At 67.2% G+C, this 17,052-nt stretch carries 13 protein-coding genes; 7 read left to right on the top strand and 6 right to left on the bottom strand.

The annotated features are described in order from the left end of the window. Positions 1-37 precede the first annotated feature (37 nt). Both U9J41_RS11550 and U9J41_RS11545 read left to right on the top strand, forming a co-directional pair. Entirely contained in the window at positions 38-1,006 is a 969-nt protein-coding gene (locus tag U9J41_RS11550; RefSeq protein WP_322402326.1) for a threo-3-hydroxy-L-aspartate ammonia-lyase, read from the top strand. Positions 1,007-1,145: 139 nt separating this feature from the next. Then, positions 1,146-1,544: a VOC family protein gene (locus tag U9J41_RS11545; protein WP_322402325.1), complete on the top strand. Its 399-nt coding sequence runs from the start codon at positions 1,146-1,148 to the stop codon at positions 1,542-1,544. Positions 1,545-1,546: 2 nt separating this feature from the next. Here U9J41_RS11545 and U9J41_RS11540 read toward each other — a convergent pair whose 3' ends face one another. Then, a complete protein-coding gene (locus tag U9J41_RS11540) occupies positions 1,547-1,930 on the bottom strand; it encodes a VOC family protein (protein ID WP_322402324.1) in 384 nt (127 codons plus the stop codon). A 47-nt stretch (positions 1,931-1,977) separates the two neighbouring features. Beyond that, the gene (locus U9J41_RS11535) at positions 1,978-2,760 is read right to left on the bottom strand and encodes a PhzF family phenazine biosynthesis protein (protein WP_322402323.1); all 783 of its coding nucleotides are present in this window, start codon (positions 2,758-2,760) and stop codon (positions 1,978-1,980) included. 78 nt (positions 2,761-2,838) lie between these two features. On the opposite strand from U9J41_RS11535, the gene U9J41_RS11530 reads away from it, so the two are divergent. The 3 genes from U9J41_RS11530 to U9J41_RS11520 are packed head-to-tail and all read left to right on the top strand — an operon-like array spanning position 2,839 to position 9,517. Continuing rightward, positions 2,839-6,084, top strand: coding sequence for an error-prone DNA polymerase (locus tag U9J41_RS11530; RefSeq protein ID WP_322402322.1), 3,246 nt, complete (start codon positions 2,839-2,841; stop codon positions 6,082-6,084). A gap of 56 nt (positions 6,085-6,140) precedes the next feature. Next, positions 6,141-6,869, top strand: a complete 729-nt coding sequence (locus tag U9J41_RS11525; protein WP_322402321.1) for a 4Fe-4S dicluster domain-containing protein — start codon at positions 6,141-6,143, stop codon at positions 6,867-6,869. After that, the gene (locus U9J41_RS11520; protein WP_322402320.1) at positions 6,869-9,517 is read left to right on the top strand and encodes a molybdopterin-containing oxidoreductase family protein; all 2,649 of its coding nucleotides are present in this window, start codon (positions 6,869-6,871) and stop codon (positions 9,515-9,517) included. The genes U9J41_RS11525 and U9J41_RS11520 overlap by 1 nt, the downstream gene beginning before the upstream one ends. Before the next feature lie 12 nt (positions 9,518-9,529). Here the strand turns inward: U9J41_RS11520 and U9J41_RS11515 are convergent, their stop codons facing one another. The 4 genes from U9J41_RS11515 to U9J41_RS11500 form a co-directional block, all read right to left on the bottom strand. Beyond that, complete coding sequence (locus U9J41_RS11515) at positions 9,530-9,931, bottom strand: PRC-barrel domain-containing protein (RefSeq protein ID WP_322402319.1); 402 nt, start codon at positions 9,929-9,931, stop codon at positions 9,530-9,532. A gap of 102 nt (positions 9,932-10,033) precedes the next feature. Continuing rightward, positions 10,034-11,731: a methyl-accepting chemotaxis protein gene (locus tag U9J41_RS11510; protein WP_322402318.1), complete on the bottom strand. Its 1,698-nt coding sequence runs from the start codon at positions 11,729-11,731 to the stop codon at positions 10,034-10,036. A gap of 251 nt (positions 11,732-11,982) precedes the next feature. Continuing rightward, positions 11,983-13,032 (bottom strand): M48 family metallopeptidase, encoded by a 1,050-nt coding sequence (locus tag U9J41_RS11505; RefSeq protein WP_322402317.1) that lies wholly within the window; start codon positions 13,030-13,032, stop codon positions 11,983-11,985. A 10-nt stretch (positions 13,033-13,042) separates the two neighbouring features. Further along, positions 13,043-14,152 carry a YjgN family protein gene (locus U9J41_RS11500; protein ID WP_322402316.1) on the bottom strand — a complete coding sequence of 370 codons (1,110 nt, stop codon included), beginning with the start codon at positions 14,150-14,152 and terminating at the stop codon, positions 13,043-13,045. 157 nt (positions 14,153-14,309) lie between these two features. On the opposite strand from U9J41_RS11500, the gene U9J41_RS11495 reads away from it, so the two are divergent. Next, the gene (locus tag U9J41_RS11495) at positions 14,310-15,989 is read left to right on the top strand and encodes a CTP synthase (RefSeq protein ID WP_322402315.1); all 1,680 of its coding nucleotides are present in this window, start codon (positions 14,310-14,312) and stop codon (positions 15,987-15,989) included. Then, positions 15,986-16,837, top strand: coding sequence for a 3-deoxy-8-phosphooctulonate synthase (kdsA, locus tag U9J41_RS11490; RefSeq protein ID WP_322402314.1), 852 nt, complete (start codon positions 15,986-15,988; stop codon positions 16,835-16,837). The genes U9J41_RS11495 and kdsA overlap by 4 nt, the downstream gene beginning before the upstream one ends. Positions 16,838-17,052: the final 215 nt, after the last annotated feature.

Below are 17,052 nucleotides of genomic sequence, written 5' to 3'. Positions count from 1 at the left end.
AGAATGCCAGCCACCGATCACCCGAAAGGAAAACAGGATGAGCCTCCCTCCACTCCCTACCTATGATGATGTCGTCCAGGCGGCCTCCCGCATCGCCGGCGTCGCCAACCGCACGCCGGTGCTGACCTCGCGTACCGTCGACGAGGCGTTCGGCGCCCAGGTCTATTTCAAGTGCGAGAACATGCAGCGCATGGGCGCGTTCAAGTTCCGCGGCGCCTACAACGCGTTGATGAAGTTTACGCCCGAGCAGCGCCGCGCCGGCGTCGTCGCGTTCTCGTCCGGGAACCACGCGCAGGCCATCGCGCTGTCCGCGAAGCTGCTCGGCATTCCGGCCACGATCGTGATGCCGCAGGACGCCCCCGCCGCCAAGGTCGCCGCCACGCGCGGCTACGGCGGCAACGTCGTGCTGTACGACCGCTACACCGAAGACCGCGAACAGATCGGCCGCGAGCTGGCGCAGAAACACGGCTTGACCCTGATTCCGCCGTACGACCATCCGGACGTGATCGCGGGCCAGGGCACGGCCGCGAAGGAATTGTTCGAGGAAACCGGACCGCTGGACGCCTTCTTCGTGTGCCTGGGCGGCGGCGGCCTGCTGTCCGGCTCCGCGCTGGCCACGCGCGCGCTGGCGCCGGATTGTCGCCTGTATGGCGTGGAGCCGGAAGCCGGCAACGATGGCCAGCAATCGTTCCGCAGCGGCGCGATCGTGCACATCGACACCCCGCAGACCATCGCCGACGGTGCCCAGACCCAGCACCTGGGGAGCATCCCGTTTCCGATCATCCGGCGCGACGTCGACGACATCCTGACGGCGACCGACGATGAACTGGTACAGTGCATGCGCTTCTTTGCCGAGCGCATGAAGATCGTCGTCGAACCGACGGGCTGCCTCGGCTTCGCGGCGGCGCGGCGCATGCAGGATGACTTGCGCGGCAAGAAGGTCGGCATCCTCGTCAGCGGCGGCAACATCGACCTGGCGAAGTTGAGCGGCTTCCTGGCCGGGTGATGCCCCAAACCGGGGTCAGAGCCCGATTTTGGGCAATTTCCAAAAATCGGGCTCTGACCCCGGTTGTCTTGTCGATTTCGCGATGCCTCATCCGTCGTAGGCATGCGGCATCCACTTTCACCAACAATCAGGAGGCATCATGAACAAGCAGATCTTCGTCAACCTGGCCGTCAAGGACCTGGATAAATCGAAGGCATTCTTCAATGCGCTGGGCTATACGTTCAATCCCCAGTTCACCAACGAGAGCGGCGCCTGCATGGTGATCGCGGACGGCAGCATCTACGCGATGCTGCTCACGGAACCGTTTTTCAGGACGTTCGTCGACAAGCCCATCGTGCAGGCGAAGGAAGCGACCGAGGTGCTGGTCTGCCTGAGCTGCGAGAGCCGCGAGGAAGTCGACGACCTGGTGGCGAAAGCCGTCGCGGCCGGCGGCCGGGCGCCGCGGCCGCCGCAGGATCATGGCTTCATGTATGGCCATGGGTTCGAAGACCTCGACGGCCATATCTGGGAACTGGCCTGGATGGCGCCCCAGGCCTGACCTTAGTTCATCGAGTGCAGGCCGATGATGTTGCCCTCGGTATCGTGGACGAGGGCGATGTGGCCGTACTGCCCGATCGAGAACTTGTCCTTGAAGATGCGCCCGCCGTTCGCGACGGCGCGCGCCGCTTCGACGGCGCAATCGGCGCAGCTGAAATACACGATCGTGCTGTTGCCGCCCGCCTTGCATCCTTCCATGTACACGATCGCGCCGGCCGCGCCGCCGGCGTTCGGGTCGCCCGTGAATGCCCACATCTGCAGGCCGGACGCGTCGCCTTCCGACGCGAGGTTGGACAGCGTCACCTGGAATACGGCTTCATAGAAAGCGCGGGCGCGCTTCATGTCGTCCACATAGATTTCGAACCAGCCTACGACGTTTCGTTCCATTTCGGTCTCCTTGATGCAGTGGGTTGAGGGGGTACAACGCCTGTGAATCAAATCGTTTCGACCGCGCCCCCGACGAGGATGGCGCGGCCTTCCGTACGCGTGCGGATCAGGCATTCGCCGCCGGTCGCGCGGCCCTGGCGCAGCCGCATGCCCAGTCCGAGCAGCGCCGTCAGCGCACCGGCCGCGACGCCCGTCGCGCTGTCTTCCAGCCTGGGGTCGAGGTGGTTGAAGTTGCGGCCCTCGAACGTGCCGTCGTCGCGCCGGCACCAGGCATAGATGCCATTGATGCCGGTGTCCTTGCCCCACGCGGCGATGCGCGCGAGGTCGGGCGCGAGGCCGTACAACGCCTCCGTGTCCGCCACCTTGACCAGCAGCTTGGGACTGCCGACCGACGCCACGCGCGGCGGCGTGGCCAGCGACGCGGCGGGCACGCCCAGCAGCACGGCGGCGGTGTCGGCGGTCACGTCCCGCGCCGCTGCCTGCTGCGCGGACAGCCGGACGAAATAGTCGCCGCCGGCGCGCACCAGTTCCAGTTCCTGTCGGTCGACCGCCGTGCGCACGGCGATGCTGCCGGCGTGCGGAGCGCGTGCGAACAGCACGCCCGCCACGGCCAGCGTCGCGTGGATGCACAGCGGGCTGCGCTTGTGCGGATAGTAATAATCGACGGACAGTACGCCGTCGGCGCCGGTGTCGATGAAGACGCAGGTCGTGTCGCGCGCGCGGGCGAGGGCCAGGCGGGCGTCGGCGTCCTGCTCGCCGTGTTCGATGACGAGGGCCGGGTTGCCGGTACCGGGACGGGCACCGAAACAGCGCAAGGAATGGATGTGCATATTTGGCAGGGTCGGGTTCGTTGGCTATACTGTGTTTATGTACAGTATTGCATACTACACCATTTTAGCGAAATTACCATGCCCGATGTTCCGCCGACCCCGCCGTCAATCCCGCCGTCGATCCGCCAGTCGCCGCCCGCGGCCGATCCCCGTGCGGCGGCGGGATTGCCGGCCTATGCGGAACTGTTTTGCCTGTCGAATTTCTCGTTCCTGGAGGGCGCGTCGCATGCGGAAGAACTGGTCGACCGCGCCGTGCAGCTGGGCTACACGGCGCTGGCGCTGACGGACGAGTGCTCGCTGGCCGGCGTGGTGCGCGCGCATGCCGAGGCCAAGCGCGCGCAGCTCCCCCTGATCGTCGGTGCCCATTTCCACCTGCGCCATCCGGACGGCGGCCGCGGGCCGTCGCTCGTGCTGCTGGCGCAAAACCGCGACGGCTACGGCAACCTGGCCGAGATGATCACGCTGGGGCGCACGCGCAGCGAGAAGGGCAGCTACCTGCTGTATCCGTCCGACTTCGACGCGCCCGACGGCGACCTCGCCCACCTGCGCGGCATGCCGGACTGCCTGGCGATCCTGCTGCCGGCGTATCCCGGCCACCTGCCGGAAGACGTCGACCGCCTGCACATGCAGGCCGCGTGGATGGCGCAGACATTCCCGGGCCGCGCGTGGATCGGCCTGAACCTGCTGTACCGCGCGTTCGACGAGGTACACCGCACCACCATCGAGGAAGTGGGCTGGCAGCACCGCATGAAGATCGTCGCCTGCGGCCACGTGACGATGCACGTCCGCTCGCGCAAGCCGTTGCAGGACACGATGACGGCCATCCGCGTCGGCAAGCCGGTGGCGCAATGCGGCTACCAGCTCGCGCCGAACGCGGAGCAGCACCTGCGCTCGCGCGTGCGCCTGGCGAACATCTACCCGCACGCGGCGCTGGACGAGACGGTCCGCATCGCGCGCGAATGCACGTTTTCGCTGGAAGAGCTGCGCTACGAATATCCGGACGAGGTGGTCCCGTCCGGCCACACGGCCGCGAGCTATCTGCGCGAGCAGGCGTGGGCCGGCGCGCACCGGCGCTTCACCCAGGGCATCCCGGCCGGCGTGCAGCGGCAGATCGAGCACGAACTCGCGCTGATCGCCGAGATGCGCTACGAGCACTACTTCCTCACCGTGTACGACATCGTGCGCCATGCGCGCTCGCAGGGCATCCTGTGCCAGGGCCGCGGCTCGGCCGCCAATTCCGCCGTGTGCTACTGCCTGGGCATCACGGAAGTCGATCCGGCGCGCGGCAACCTGCTGTTCGAACGCTTCATCTCGAAGGAGCGCAACGAGCCGCCCGACATCGACGTCGACTTCGAGCACCAGCGCCGCGAGGAAGTCATCCAGTACATCTATCAAAAATACGGCCGCACCCGCGCGGCGCTGGCGGCCGTCGTCATCAGCTACCGGCCCAAGAGCGCGCTGCGCGACAGCGGCCGCGCGCTCGGTGTCGACCTCGCCATCGTCGACAAGGTCTGCAAGCAGCACCACTGGTTCGACGGCAAGGCCGACCTGCTGAACCGCCTGGCCGAGAGCGGACTCGATCCGGCCGCGCCGCTGTCGCAGCAATGGGCGTCGCTGGCCCAGCGCCTGCTCGGCTTTCCGCGCCACCTGTCGCAGCATCCGGGCGGGTTCGTGATGGCGCGCGGGAAGCTGTCGCGCCTCGTCCCCATCGAGAACGCGACGATGGCGGACCGCAGCGTGATCCAGTGGGACAAGGACGACCTCGAGGAACTGGGCCTCATGAAGGTCGACGTGCTGGCGCTCGGCATGCTGTCGATGCTGCGCCGCTGCCTGGACCTGGTCGGACTGCGCCGCGGCACGACGTTCGAGATGCAGGACATCCCGCACGGCGACAAGCCGACCTACGACATGATCTGCCGCGCCGACACCGTGGGCGTCTTCCAGATCGAGTCGCGCGCCCAAATGAGCATGCTGCCGCGGATGAAGCCGTGCGAGTTCTACGATCTCGTGATCCAGGTCGCCATCGTGCGCCCGGGGCCGATCCAGGGCGGCATGGTGCACCCGTACCTGCAGCGGCGCCAGCGCAAGAACGAAGTCGAGTATCCGAGTCCGAAGATGAAACTGGCGCTCGAACGCACGCTGGGCGTGCCGATCTTCCAGGAGCAGGTGATGCAGGTGGCGATCCTCGCCGCCGATTTCACGCCCGGCGAGGCCGACCAGCTGCGCCGCGCGATGGCCGCGTGGAAGAGAAAGGGCAACCTCGAACACTACTACCAGCGCATCGTGGGCGGCATGCAAAGGAACGGGTACGACATGGCGTTCGCGCAGCAGATCTTCCAGCAGATCCAGGGCTTCGGCGAATACGGCTTCCCGGAATCGCACGCGGCCAGCTTCGCGCTGCTCGCCTATGCCAGTTCCTGGCTCAAGTGCCACGAACCGGCCGCGTTTTTATGCGCGCTGCTGAACAGCCAGCCGATGGGGTTCTACAGTCCGTCCCAGCTCGTGCAGGACGCGCGCCGCCACGGCATCGACGTGCGCCCCGTCGACATCACGGTGAGCGGCTGGGAGTCCACGCTCGAAGAGCTGGACGCCCAGTGTGCCGACAATGCGCGCAGCCAGCCGGCCGTGCGCCTGGGCCTGCACATGCTGCGCGGGATGGGCCAGGACGCGACCGACCGCATCGGGATGGCGCGCGCGATCCGCCCGTTCGCCGACGTGGCCGACCTCGCGCGCCGCGCGCAGCTCGACCGGGGCGACCTGCAGGTGCTCGCCGCCGGCAATGCGCTCGGACCGCTCGCGGGCCACCGGCGCCAGGCCTTGTGGCAGGCGGCGGGCGCCGTGCCGGACAAGGACCTGCTGCGGGCAACAAAGCCCGTCGAAGAGGTGCCGGTCCTGGCCGCGCCGAAGGAGGGGGAGGAGATCGTCGGCGACTACCGCGCGCAGGGCCTCACGCTGGGCCGTCATCCGCTGGCGCTGCTGCGCGAGCGGCTGCTGGCCAGGCGGTTCCTGCCGGCCGACGTGCTGCACGACTTCCAGAACGGCCAGCTGGCGCGCGCTTGCGGCATCGTCACCGTGCGCCAGCGCCCCGGCACGGCGAAGGGCGTACTGTTCCTGACCATCGAGGACGAGACGGGCAACATCAACGTGATCGTCTGGCCGCAGCTCGTCGAACAGCAGCGGCGCGAAGTGCTGAACGCGTCGCTGCTGGGCGTGTACGGCGTGTGGCAGCGCGAAGGGGAAGTGCGGCATCTCGTGGCCAAGCGGCTCGTCGACATGTCGGATTGGCTGGGCAAGCTGGATGTGCGCAGCCGGGATTTTTGCTAGCGATCGTTTATCATCACGGGATTCGCGCCCGCGCCGTCCACGATTCCACCCACGATATGACACCTGAAAAAAGCCCGCACTGGGGCCTGGCCATCGACACCGAACGGTGCATCGGCTGCCACGCCTGCTCCGTCGCCTGCAAGGTCGAGAACTCGGTCTACCTCGGCATGTTCCGCACCAAGGTCTATTACCACGACTTCCACGGCAAGAACGCCGCCGGCAAGGATGCGCTGCGGCGCGCCTTCCTGCCGACCCTGTGCATGCAGTGCGAGGACGCGCCGTGCCTCAAGGCGTGCCCCACCGAATCCATCAGCCGCGCACCGGACGGCATCGTGCGCATCGACGTCGACAAGTGCGACCGTTCGCGCGACTGCATCGCCGCCTGCCCATACGGCGCCATCCACATCGACCCGGTGGCGCAGGTGGCGGACAAATGCGATTTCTGCAGCCACCGGCTCGACGCCGGCATGCAGCCGGCCTGCGTGGAAGCATGTCCCGCCGACGTGTTCGCGTTCGGCGACCTGAACGACCCGGGCAGCGCCATCAGCCGTTTCAATGCGAAGCACAAGGCGGACCTCGCCGTGCTCAAGCCGCAGGAACACACGCGGCCCGCCGTGCATTACCGCGGCATCGGCACCGTCGTGCCGCGCGCCGTCGAAAACAAGCTGCCGAAAGGCCGCAACCACGATCCGTTCACCTACGAGATCGACACCTGGGCCGACCTGCGCGCCGACTACGGCACCGCCGTCGGCAACGCGAAGCACGGCACGAAGGGAGACAAGTGATGGAGCGCCGCCATTTTCTCAAGTCCGGCCTCGGGGCGCTGGCCACGCTGGCCGTCGGCGAAACGATCCTGCTGGCCCCCGGCGATGCCGCCGCCGGCGTCGCCGAGCCGCTGAATTACGCGATCGCCGCGGACGGCACCGCGCGCAAGCGCCATATCGACTACGGCAAGGCCACGATGGTCAAGAGCGTGTGCCTGAACTGCTCCACCGTGTGCGGCATCGAGGGTTTCGTCGAGGACGGCAAGGTCGTCAAGATCCGCGGCAATCCGCTCGACCCGAACCTCGGCAACTTCATGACGTGCGCGAAGGGGCAGAGCGGCCCCACGATCAACACGTATCCGGAGCGCCTGCTGTATCCGCTCAAGCGCGTGGGCAAGCGCGGCGAGGGCCTGTGGAAGCGCATCACGTGGGATGAGGCGTACGACGAGATCGCGGCGCGCATCCGCAAGAGCATCGCCGCCGGGCACCCGGAGCGCGTCGCGATCCACCAGGGCCGCTCGCGCTACGCCTCCGAGTTCGCGCGCTTCCTGAACGCGATCGGCTCGCCGGTGCTGCTGAACCACCGCGCCCTGTGCTCGTCGAACAAGCGCGCCGCCAATTACGTGAGTCTGGGCGAGACCGACTGGGAATCGATCGACGCCGAGCGTTGCCGCTACTTCCTGAATTTCGGTTCCAATTTCTACGAAGCGCACCAGGGCGGCCTGCACCTGGTGAAACGCGTCGTCAAGGCGCGCTTCGACCATGGCGCCAAGCTGGTGACGTTCGATGTGCGCATGTCGAACACGGCGGGCCGCAGCGACGAATGGTTCCAGCCGCATCCGGGCACCGAAGGCGCGATCGCGCTGGCGATGGCCCACGTGATCCTGCGCGAGAACCTGCACGACCGCGCGTTCATCGAGGACTTCGTGCAGCCCGGCGAGGCGCAATTGCGCGCCTGGCTCAAGGATTGCACGCCGGCGTGGGCGCAGGCCCAGTCGGGCGTGCCGGCCGCCGACATCGAGCGCATCGCGATCGAGTTCGCGCGCGCGCGCCCGGCCGTCGCCGCCTTCACCAACCGCGGCACGGGCGCGCACTACAACGGCTTCAACAACGAACGGGCCGTCGTGATGCTCAACGCGCTGGTCGGCTCGGTCGGCAAGCCGGGCGGGTATTGCTACGGGCTCGAAGAGAAGCTGGCGCCGGCCCGGTATCCCGCGCCGCAGCCCGCGCCGCCGAAGGTCGCGGTCCGCACCGACCTGGAAGATCCGCCCGAGTGGCCGCTGGCGAACCGCTGGCAGAAGATGAAGGTGGGCCAGGTCGTGTACGACTATCTGGAGCAGGGGCGCGCGAAGCTCGACGTCTACCTGAGCTACACGATCGTCTCGCCAATGACGTGGCCCGAGGGCCGCGCGACGGCCACCCGGGTCCTCGGCGACGAAACGCTGATCCCGTTCCACGCCTGTTCGGACATCGTGTATTCCGAGATGGCGCACTGGTCCGACCTGATCCTGCCCGATGCGACCTACCTCGAACGCTGGGGCATGGACATCCGCAACAACCTCGAACTGCAGCACTACGTGATGCTGCGCCAGCCGATGGTGCCGCCGCCGGGCGAAGCCGTGTCGTTCCCGGACGTGCTGTTCAACGTCGGCAGGCGCCTGGCGCCGGAACAGGCGAAGTATTTCGCGTTCGGCACGCACGAGGACTACGTGCGCACCCAGTGTTCGAAGCTGCCGACGACGGGACCGGACGGCCGCACCTTCGCGTCCGGCTTCGACTACATGAAGCACTACGGTGTGCACGTCGACACGAGCCAGCCCAAGACCTACGAGGTCTACCGGCGCAAGCTCGCGGCGGAGCAGCTGGCCGGAACGCGCGTCGACGCCGACGGCCGCATCCTCAAGGCGGACAAGGCCGGCAAGGAGCGCGCCGTCGGCATGATGGTGAAGGGCGAGCCCATGCGCGGCTTCGCGACGCCGTCGCGCCGCTTCGAGATCCTCGCGCCGGAAGTGGCGCACGTGGCGGCGCAGGCCGGCATCGCGGACGACGGCATGCCGGCGTTCCACCACGTGCCGGGACTCGACCGGCTGGCCGACGACCGCTTCGTCCTGACGACCTTTAAATGGAACGTGCACACGCAGGGCCGCACGGCATCGCAGAAATACCTGTCGGAGATCGTGCACGACAATCCGATGTGGATGCACCCGCAGGTCGCCGCGCGGATCGGCGTGACATCCGGCGACATGGTGGAATTGACGACCTACCGGCCGCATTCGGGCACCCGGGGCGACGCCGCCTTCAAGGCCGCGCCGGCTGGCGGGGAGCAGGTCGTGGGCCACGCGCGCATCCGCGTGTTCGTCACCGACGGCATCCATCCGAAGGTGCTGGCCGTGTCGAACTCGCTGGGCTGGCAGATGGGCGGCCGCGCCGCGCAGGGCCGCGCGGGCATGCGCGACGCGGTCCTCGACGCGTCAAGCCAGGCCGCCACGCGCAAGGCTCTTGGCCCGGCGCCGCGCGTCGACGACCTGAAGAACGGTGTGTGGTGGGATCAGCGCAACGGCGGACGGGGCAACGGCGTGAACATCAACGCCATCCTGCCCGTGAATCCGGCGCCGCTGGTCGGGATGCAGTCGTGGTTCGACACGGTCTGCAGCGTGCGCAAGGTGTAAATGCGGCCGGCTTCAGGCCGGCTGCGTGCCGAAATACGCGTGCACCGCGCCCATCCAGCGCGTGTCCGCCATGTCCGGCCAATGGTCGCTATCGAACCCGGGCGCGTTGTCGATGCGGTCCTTGGGGATGTCCATCGTGAAGCGCTTGTGTCCCGCGTCGAGGGTCAGCGCCTGCCAGGGCACGGCGAAGAGTTTTTCGCCCAGCCCGAGGAAGCGGCTGGACGACATCACTGCGTAGGCGATGGCGCCCGTGCGCATGTCCACCATGAACTCCTTGATGACGCCCAGGTGCTCGTTCTGCAGGTTGTGGACGTGGTCGCCGATCAGGGTGTTCGCACCCATCAGTTCGGGGCCCGGCCCCTTGCCGTGCTTGTTCCTGTACATGCCGTAATCGTCGCGTTCCTCGTAGGACATTTCTGTCTCCTCTCCTTGGTGCCTTCCTGTCGGGAAGCAGAAGGATAACCCGAGTCTCGCGGTTCAGTTCGGACGCACGCGCACGGCGGGGCGCGGACGGCCTCAGAAGGTCTCCCACTCCTCGGCGGCGGCAGCACCAGCGCGGTTCGGGGCCGGCTTGGCGGCGCGGGTCACGGGCACGACGGCGCGCGCGGCTGCCCGTGCAGGTGCGCGTGCGGGTGCGGCCACGGCCCGGGGTGCGGCCGCGGCCGGCGTGCCGATGTGGAACAGGCTGACCACCTCGGCCAGCTTGTCGGCCTGGTCGCGCAGGGCAGTGGCGGCCGCGGCCGATTCCTCGACGAGGGCGGCGTTGTGCTGCGTCGACGAGTCCATCTCGGCGATCGCGTGGTTGACCTGTTCGATGCCGGTGCTCTGCTCGCCGCTGGCGCTGGCGATCTCGGCGACGATGTCGCTCACCTTGCGGATGCTGTCGACCACTTCGCTCATCGTCATGCCGGCCTGGTCGACGAGCTTGGTGCCGTCCTCGACCTTGCCGACCGAATCGACGATCAGCTGCTTGATTTCTTTCGCCGCCGCGGCCGAGCGCTGGGCCAGCGTGCGCACTTCGCCCGCCACGACGGCGAAGCCGCGGCCCTGCTCGCCGGCGCGGGCCGCTTCGACGGCCGCGTTCAGCGCGAGGATGTTGGTCTGGAACGCGATGCCGTCGATGACGCTGATGATGTCGACGATCTTCTTCGACGAATCGTTGATCGCGCCCATCGTCTGCACCACCTGGTCGACGACGGCGCCGCCCTGCACGGCGATGTCCGATGCGGCGATCGACAGCTGGCTGGCCTGGCGCGCATTGTCCGCGTTCTGGCGCACGGTGCCCGTCAGTTGCTCGACCGTGCTGGCCGTCGTGCCGAGCGAGCCGGCTTGTTGTTCGGTGCGGCTCGACAGGTCCATGTTGCCGGCCGAGATTTCCGCCGACGCGGTGGCGATGGTGTCGGTGCCGCTGCGCACCTGGGAAACGATGGACACCAGGCCGTCGTTCATGTGGCGCAGCGCGCGCAGCAGGGCGGCCGTCTCGCCCGTGCCGACGGCTTCGATGTGCTGGGTGAGGTCGCCGCCCGCGACCTTCTCGGCCACGTCGACGGCCTGGCGGATCGGGTCGACGATGGCGCGCGCCAGCAGCCATGCGCAGATGGCGCCGAACAGCACGGCCACGCCGGCCAGCACGATGATCATGCGCGCGCTGTTGCGGTTGGCGTTGTCGATCTTGCGGGCGATGGCGTCGATGTGGTCCTGCTGCATCTTGACCAGTTCGCCCTGCTTGCCTTCGTAGGCATCCGACGTCGGGACGTATTCCTGGTTCAGGATGCGCTCCGCCGCCTCGGCGTCGCCGTCGGCCCTGGCCTTGATGGCCTTGACCTTGGAATCCGTGTAGGCCTTGCGCAGTTCGACGATGCGGTTGAACAGCGCGTGTTCTTCCGGGCCGTCGAGCAGCGGCTCGATTTGCTTGACCAGCTCGGTCGAACGGGTGGCCGTCTTGACGCCGTCGGCCTTGAAGAATTCGACCAGGCTGGGGTCCGTGCTCTTGACGATCGCGGCGGTGCGGCGCACGGCGGCGAACGTCTGCATATGCCATTCCGTCAACATGCGTTCCTTGGCCAGCGGCACGGCCATCATCGCGCGCGTGGAATCCGCGATCGCATTCAGGCGCCACACGGCGGCGGTCGCAATGACGAGGGTCAGGCCCAGTACGAGGGCGAAGCCCACACCGAGACGTTTCGCGATATTCATGTTGGCGAGAAAGCCCATATGATTCTTCCTAACTGATCAAGCGTGATTGTTGTACACGGCCGGCGGCCCGGCCCGGGGGCCGTTCCGGTCACTGTCCCCGTTTCGGATTCTACTTATGCGCGGAAAAATTTGTTACTTTTGGGAATTTTTTAGCCGAAATGGACGGTTGTTACCGCTATATTGTTGTCGGCAGGTGACAGCTTCATGCATCGCAATTAAGAATATGCGGCAGGCGTGATATGGCTCAGTGGCGAGAGTGACAACAGGCGTTAGGGATGGGCTTCGGCCGCCTGCAGGCGGGCGATGCGCTCGGCGGTGGCGGGGTGCGTCGACAGATAGGTCATCGGCCGCTTCAGCCAGCGCGGAAGCTTGTCCTGCCCCGGCTGCTGGCGCTCCAGCGCCCGCAGGGCGTCCGCGAGACAGTCCGGCGCCAGGCCGTTGCGGCGCAGGACGGTGACCGCGTACGCATCCGCCTCCAGTTCCATCGCGCGCGAGTATTGCATCTGCGTCAGCACGGCCGGCACGCCGGCGGCGACGGCGCTGAAGTCGCCGAACAGGGCGGCCGACACGGCCGCCGTCAGCGACGATCCCGTCATGGCGCGCGTGGCGTGGCGCCGTTCGATGTGGCCGACTTCGTGGCCGATCACGCCCAGCAGCCGGGCCTTGCCGGTGTCGTCGAGTGCATTGTCCTTGTCCAGCACCAGGCGGACCATGGCGTCGGTGACGATGATCGTGCCGTCCGGCAGTGCGAGCGCGTTGGCGCCCAGAGTATCGGAGGCGCGCACGAGCAGGCGCACGGGCACGCGCGGGTGCGCGGGCAGGGCGCGCGGCAGCAGGGCCTCGACGTCGGCGATGCGGTCGTCGGAGAGGCGCGACGGCGCCAGCATGTGCTGCGCTTCCAGGCCGGCCAGCGCGGCCCGGCCGAGCGTCGTGTCGACCGAGGCCGGCAGGCGCGCGGCGACGTAGTCGGCCGCGGCCGGCACGCCCCAGACGAAGCCGGCGCCCAGCAGCGCCAGCAGCAGGACGAGCGCGAGCACGACGGCCGGCCAGCGCGCCTGCCAGCGTTCCACGCCGCTCCTGCGGTAGCCGAGCGCGGCCAGCAGCGCCTGGCGATCCGGACCGCACGGCACTTCACAGGTCGCATCGGCCAGGCGCAGCATCAGCGGCGCGTTGTCGAACGGTTCGGCCAGCACGACGGCCGCCAATGGATAACTGCGCTCGAACCCCGGCGCGTCGACGTGCAGGTGGCCGGCGCGCACGTCCAGGCCGACCGGTTGCAGGCGGGCGCTGTGCCCATCGAAAAAATGTGCCGCGATCATGCTTGCCCCCTTACCACGACAGGTCCACGCCGAGGAAATCGGCGACGCCGTCGCCGGCCGCCGCCACGGGCGGACGCCGCGCCGTCAGCACGGCCTGTTCGAACCCGTCCGGCGCCTCGACGGTCACGTGCGCCACGCGATATTTCCACGTGCGCACGACGGCGAACGGGCGGTACAGGCCGAACGTCAACAGGGTCAGCAGCACGTTGGCCACCTGCAGGCGCAGGTATGGCCCCACCCGCATCGCGCACGCGATGCGCACGCCCGGGAACGACGTCGCGGACCACGCCAGGTTGTTCATGCGCACCATGATGTAGGGGCCGCTCAGCAGCAGGCAGACGTAGCCGATCACGAGGCTGATGATGGCCGGCAGGAAAGCGACGACATTCTTCCATCCGTGGCCGCGCGGGACGACGACGGCCAGGGCGAAGGCCGCGCCGACGAGCACCAGCAGGCCCAGGCCGATGAGGAGGGCGCGCACGTACGGCTTGGCGAGGTCCGCCGTGCCGAGCGCGAAGGCGGCGTGCTGGTCGCCCGCCATCAGGTGCTTGTGCTGGTAGGCCTTCATGGCGCCGTGCATCAGCGGCCAGCACAGGTAGAGCAGGAACACCGTGCCGGCGATGGGGCGCCCGGGCATCAGCGCCACCAGCGCGCCGGGCAGCACGAAGATCGCCGCCGGCAGCAGGTACACGAGATAGGCTTCCTTGACGCCGCCGGCGAAGCCGAACGGCAGCCCGCGGTACACCGTGTTCGCCAGGCGGAACCGCAGCGCGGACCGCATCATGAAGGGCAGGCCGGCCAGCAGCAGCGCGACCGTGACGACGCCGGCCTTGAGCGAGAACCCGAACGCGTAGTGATAGGCGGCCAGCAGCGCCACGGCGAGGATGCGCCCGCGCAGGATCGCTTTCGGATCGCCGCGGAAATCAAAGGCGGCGCCGGCGAGCTGGGTGTTGCGGTAAAAATAGCGCAGCCGGCGCGTCTTGGCCCAGGCCGAGTAGATGCCCAGCGTGGCCACCGTCAGCAGCAGGTTGACGATCCAGATGCGGAAGTATTCGGCGCCGCTGCCGGAAAACGTGAACGGCAGCGGCGTTTCCGCGGGCGAGGTGGGTGACTCGTGCATGGCTGGATTTTTCTTGACATGGAAGAAAGATGTCCAGTGTAGCTCGACTCCCGGCCGTTGTCAGCAAGATATGTTGCCAATATGGAATGAGGAAGTATTTGCGCGTTTAAGGTATAATTTCTATTTCCCGCGCGTGCCGTTCGGCACCTTCTGCACAATGACCAAATTCGTATTCGTCACTGGCGGCGTCGTGTCTTCCCTGGGTAAAGGGATCGCGGCCGCCTCCCTCGCCGCGATCCTCGAATCGCGCGGTCTCAAAGTCACCATGCTCAAGCTCGACCCGTACATCAACGTGGACCCGGGCACGATGAGCCCGACCCAGCACGGCGAGGTGTTCGTCACCGACGATGGCGCCGAGACCGACCTGGACCTGGGCCACTATGAGCGCTTCATCAGCACGCGGATGAAGAAGGTGAACAACTTCACCACCGGCCAGATCTACGAATCCGTGATTCGTAAAGAGCGCCGCGGCGAGTACCTCGGCAAGACCGTGCAGGTGATCCCGCACATCACCAACGAGATCCAGGACTATGTCCGCCGCGGCGCCGAAGGCGTCGACGTGGCGCTCGTCGAGATCGGCGGCACCGTCGGCGACATCGAGTCGCTGCCGTTCCTGGAAGCCGCGCGCCAGCTGTCGCTGCGCCAGGGCCGCAAGGGCGCCGCGTTCGTGCACCTGACCCTGGTGCCGTACATCTCGTCCGCCGGCGAACTGAAAACCAAACCGACCCAGCACTCGGTGCAAAAGCTGCGCGAGATCGGCATTTCGCCGAACGCGCTGCTGTGCCGCGCCGACCGCCGCATCCCGGACGACGAGCGCGCCAAGATCTCGCTGTTCGCCAACGTGGAAGAGCAGGCCGTCATCTCCGTGTGGGACGTCGACACGATCTATAAAGTGCCGCAGGTGCTGCACGACCAGGGCCTCGACGACATCATCCTGGAAGCACTCGGCCTCGATGCGCCGCCGGCCGACCTGTCGATGTGGACGAAGCTGATCCACACGCTGGAGAACCCGAAGCATGAAGTGACGATCGGCATGGTCGGCAAGTACGTCGACCTGATCGAGTCGTACAAATCGCTGACGGAAGCGCTGCGCCACGCCGGTATCCACACGGAAAGCCGCGTCAACATCGAGTACATCGACTCGGAAGAGATCGAATCGACGGGCTGCGCCAACCTGGCCAAGTACGACGCGATCCTCGTGCCGGGCGGCTTCGGCAAGCGCGGCGTGGAAGGCAAGATCATGGCCGCCCGCTATGCCCGCGAGAACGGCATCCCTTACCTGGGCATCTGCCTGGGCATGCAGGTCGCGCTGATCGAATACGCGCGCCACATGGCCGGCCTGCCGAACGCCAACTCGACGGAATTCGATCCGGAGACGGATCAACCGGTCGTCGCCCTGATCAACGAATGGCAGAACCACGACGGCAAGGTCGAGAAGCGCGACAGCAATTCCGACCTGGGCGGCACCATGCGCCTGGGCGCGCAGACCTGCGCCGTGAACGCGGGCACGCTGGCCGCCGAAATCTACGGCAACGTCGTGACGGAACGCCACCGCCACCGCTACGAAGCGAACAATTACTACCTGCCGAAGGTCGAAGCAGCGGGCCTCGTCGTGGCCGCGCGTACGCCGAACGAAGACCTGTGCGAGATCATGGAACTGCCGCGCAGCGTGCACCCGTGGTATATGGGGGTCCAGTTCCACCCGGAGTTCAAGTCGACGCCGCGTAACGGCCACCCGCTGTTCTCGTCGTTCATCCGCGCGGCACTCGCGCACCAGGCCGAACACGGTCATCAACAGGCCGCCAATGCGCCGGCCGTTCAAGGAGATGCGGCATGAAGCTTTGCGGATTCGACGTCGGCCTCGACCAGCCGATCTTCCTGATTGCAGGCACCTGCGTGATCGAATCGCGCCAGATGGCGATGGACGTCGCGGGCCAGCTGAAGGAAATCACGAGCGCGCTGGGCATCCCGTTCATCTATAAATCGTCGTTCGACAAGGCGAACCGTTCGTCCGGTAAATCGTTCCGCGGTCCGGGCATGGAAAAAGGCCTGGAGATCCTGGCCGACGTGCGCCGCGAAATCGGCGTGCCGGTGCTGACCGACGTGCACACGGAAGAAGAAATCCCGGTCGTGGCGAGCGTCGTCGACGTGTTGCAGACCCCGGCCTTCCTGTGCCGCCAGACCGACTTCATCAACGCCTGCGCCCGTTCCGGCAAGCCCGTGAACATCAAGAAGGGCCAGTTCCTGGCGCCGGGCGACATGAAGAACGTGATCGACAAGGCGCGCGCGGCGGCGCTTGACGCCGGCCTGCCCGACCAGTTCATGGCGTGCGAGCGCGGCGTCTCGTTCGGCTACAACAACCTCGTGTCCGACATGCGTTCGCTGGCGATCATGCGCGAATCGAACTGCCCGATCGTGTTCGACGCCACCCACTCCGTGCAGCTGCCGGGCGGGCAGGGCGCGTCGTCGGGCGGCCAGCGCGAGCACGTGCCCGTGCTGGCGCGCGCCGCCGTCGCGGCGGGCGTGTCGGGCCTGTTCATGGAAACACACCCGGATCCGGCGTGCGCGCTGTCGGACGGCCCGAACGCCGTGCCGCTCGCCCGCATGAAGGATTTGCTGACCACCCTGGTCGATATCGACCGCATCGTCAAGAAGGCTGGATTTATCGAGTCCGATTTTTCTTGATGATCGGGGGCGGAGCCCGAATCACACGGGTGGGCTCTGACCCCGACTGAATAAACGGAAGCGGGGCTCGAGTGTACCAAGGGGTCCTGCGTTCGGCTGAATCACAAGTACGACAAGTACGTCGCCCCCGCGCAGGCGGGGGCCCAAGTATTGCCGGCGTTACCGAATCGCGAGCAAAAATTGGGTTCCCGCCTGCGCGGGAACGACGGTGGGAT

Source organism: Massilia luteola (assembly GCF_034420155.1).
In the GTDB taxonomy this organism is placed as follows: domain Bacteria; phylum Pseudomonadota; class Gammaproteobacteria; order Burkholderiales; family Burkholderiaceae_D; genus Telluria; species Telluria luteola.
Note: the sequence above shows the minus strand (reverse complement) of the source record. Positions and strands in the feature narration are given on the sequence as shown.

Coding starts and splice junctions, on each gene's coding strand:
- U9J41_RS11500 (WP_322402316.1), bottom strand. CDS start 14,152: ATGCACGAGTCACCCACCTCGCCCGCGGAAACGCCGCTGCCGTTCACG.
- U9J41_RS11520 (WP_322402320.1), top strand. CDS start 6,869: ATGGAGCGCCGCCATTTTCTCAAGTCCGGCCTCGGGGCGCTGGCCACG.
- U9J41_RS11545 (WP_322402325.1), top strand. CDS start 1,146: ATGAACAAGCAGATCTTCGTCAACCTGGCCGTCAAGGACCTGGATAAA.
- U9J41_RS11535 (WP_322402323.1), bottom strand. CDS start 2,760: ATGCACATCCATTCCTTGCGCTGTTTCGGTGCCCGTCCCGGTACCGGC.
- U9J41_RS11530 (WP_322402322.1), top strand. CDS start 2,839: ATGCCCGATGTTCCGCCGACCCCGCCGTCAATCCCGCCGTCGATCCGC.
- U9J41_RS11540 (WP_322402324.1), bottom strand. CDS start 1,930: ATGGAACGAAACGTCGTAGGCTGGTTCGAAATCTATGTGGACGACATG.
- U9J41_RS11495 (WP_322402315.1), top strand. CDS start 14,310: ATGACCAAATTCGTATTCGTCACTGGCGGCGTCGTGTCTTCCCTGGGT.
- U9J41_RS11505 (WP_322402317.1), bottom strand. CDS start 13,032: ATGATCGCGGCACATTTTTTCGATGGGCACAGCGCCCGCCTGCAACCG.
- U9J41_RS11525 (WP_322402321.1), top strand. CDS start 6,141: ATGACACCTGAAAAAAGCCCGCACTGGGGCCTGGCCATCGACACCGAA.
- U9J41_RS11515 (WP_322402319.1), bottom strand. CDS start 9,931: ATGTCCTACGAGGAACGCGACGATTACGGCATGTACAGGAACAAGCAC.
- kdsA (WP_322402314.1), top strand. CDS start 15,986: ATGAAGCTTTGCGGATTCGACGTCGGCCTCGACCAGCCGATCTTCCTG.
- U9J41_RS11550 (WP_322402326.1), top strand. CDS start 38: ATGAGCCTCCCTCCACTCCCTACCTATGATGATGTCGTCCAGGCGGCC.
- U9J41_RS11510 (WP_322402318.1), bottom strand. CDS start 11,731: ATGGGCTTTCTCGCCAACATGAATATCGCGAAACGTCTCGGTGTGGGC.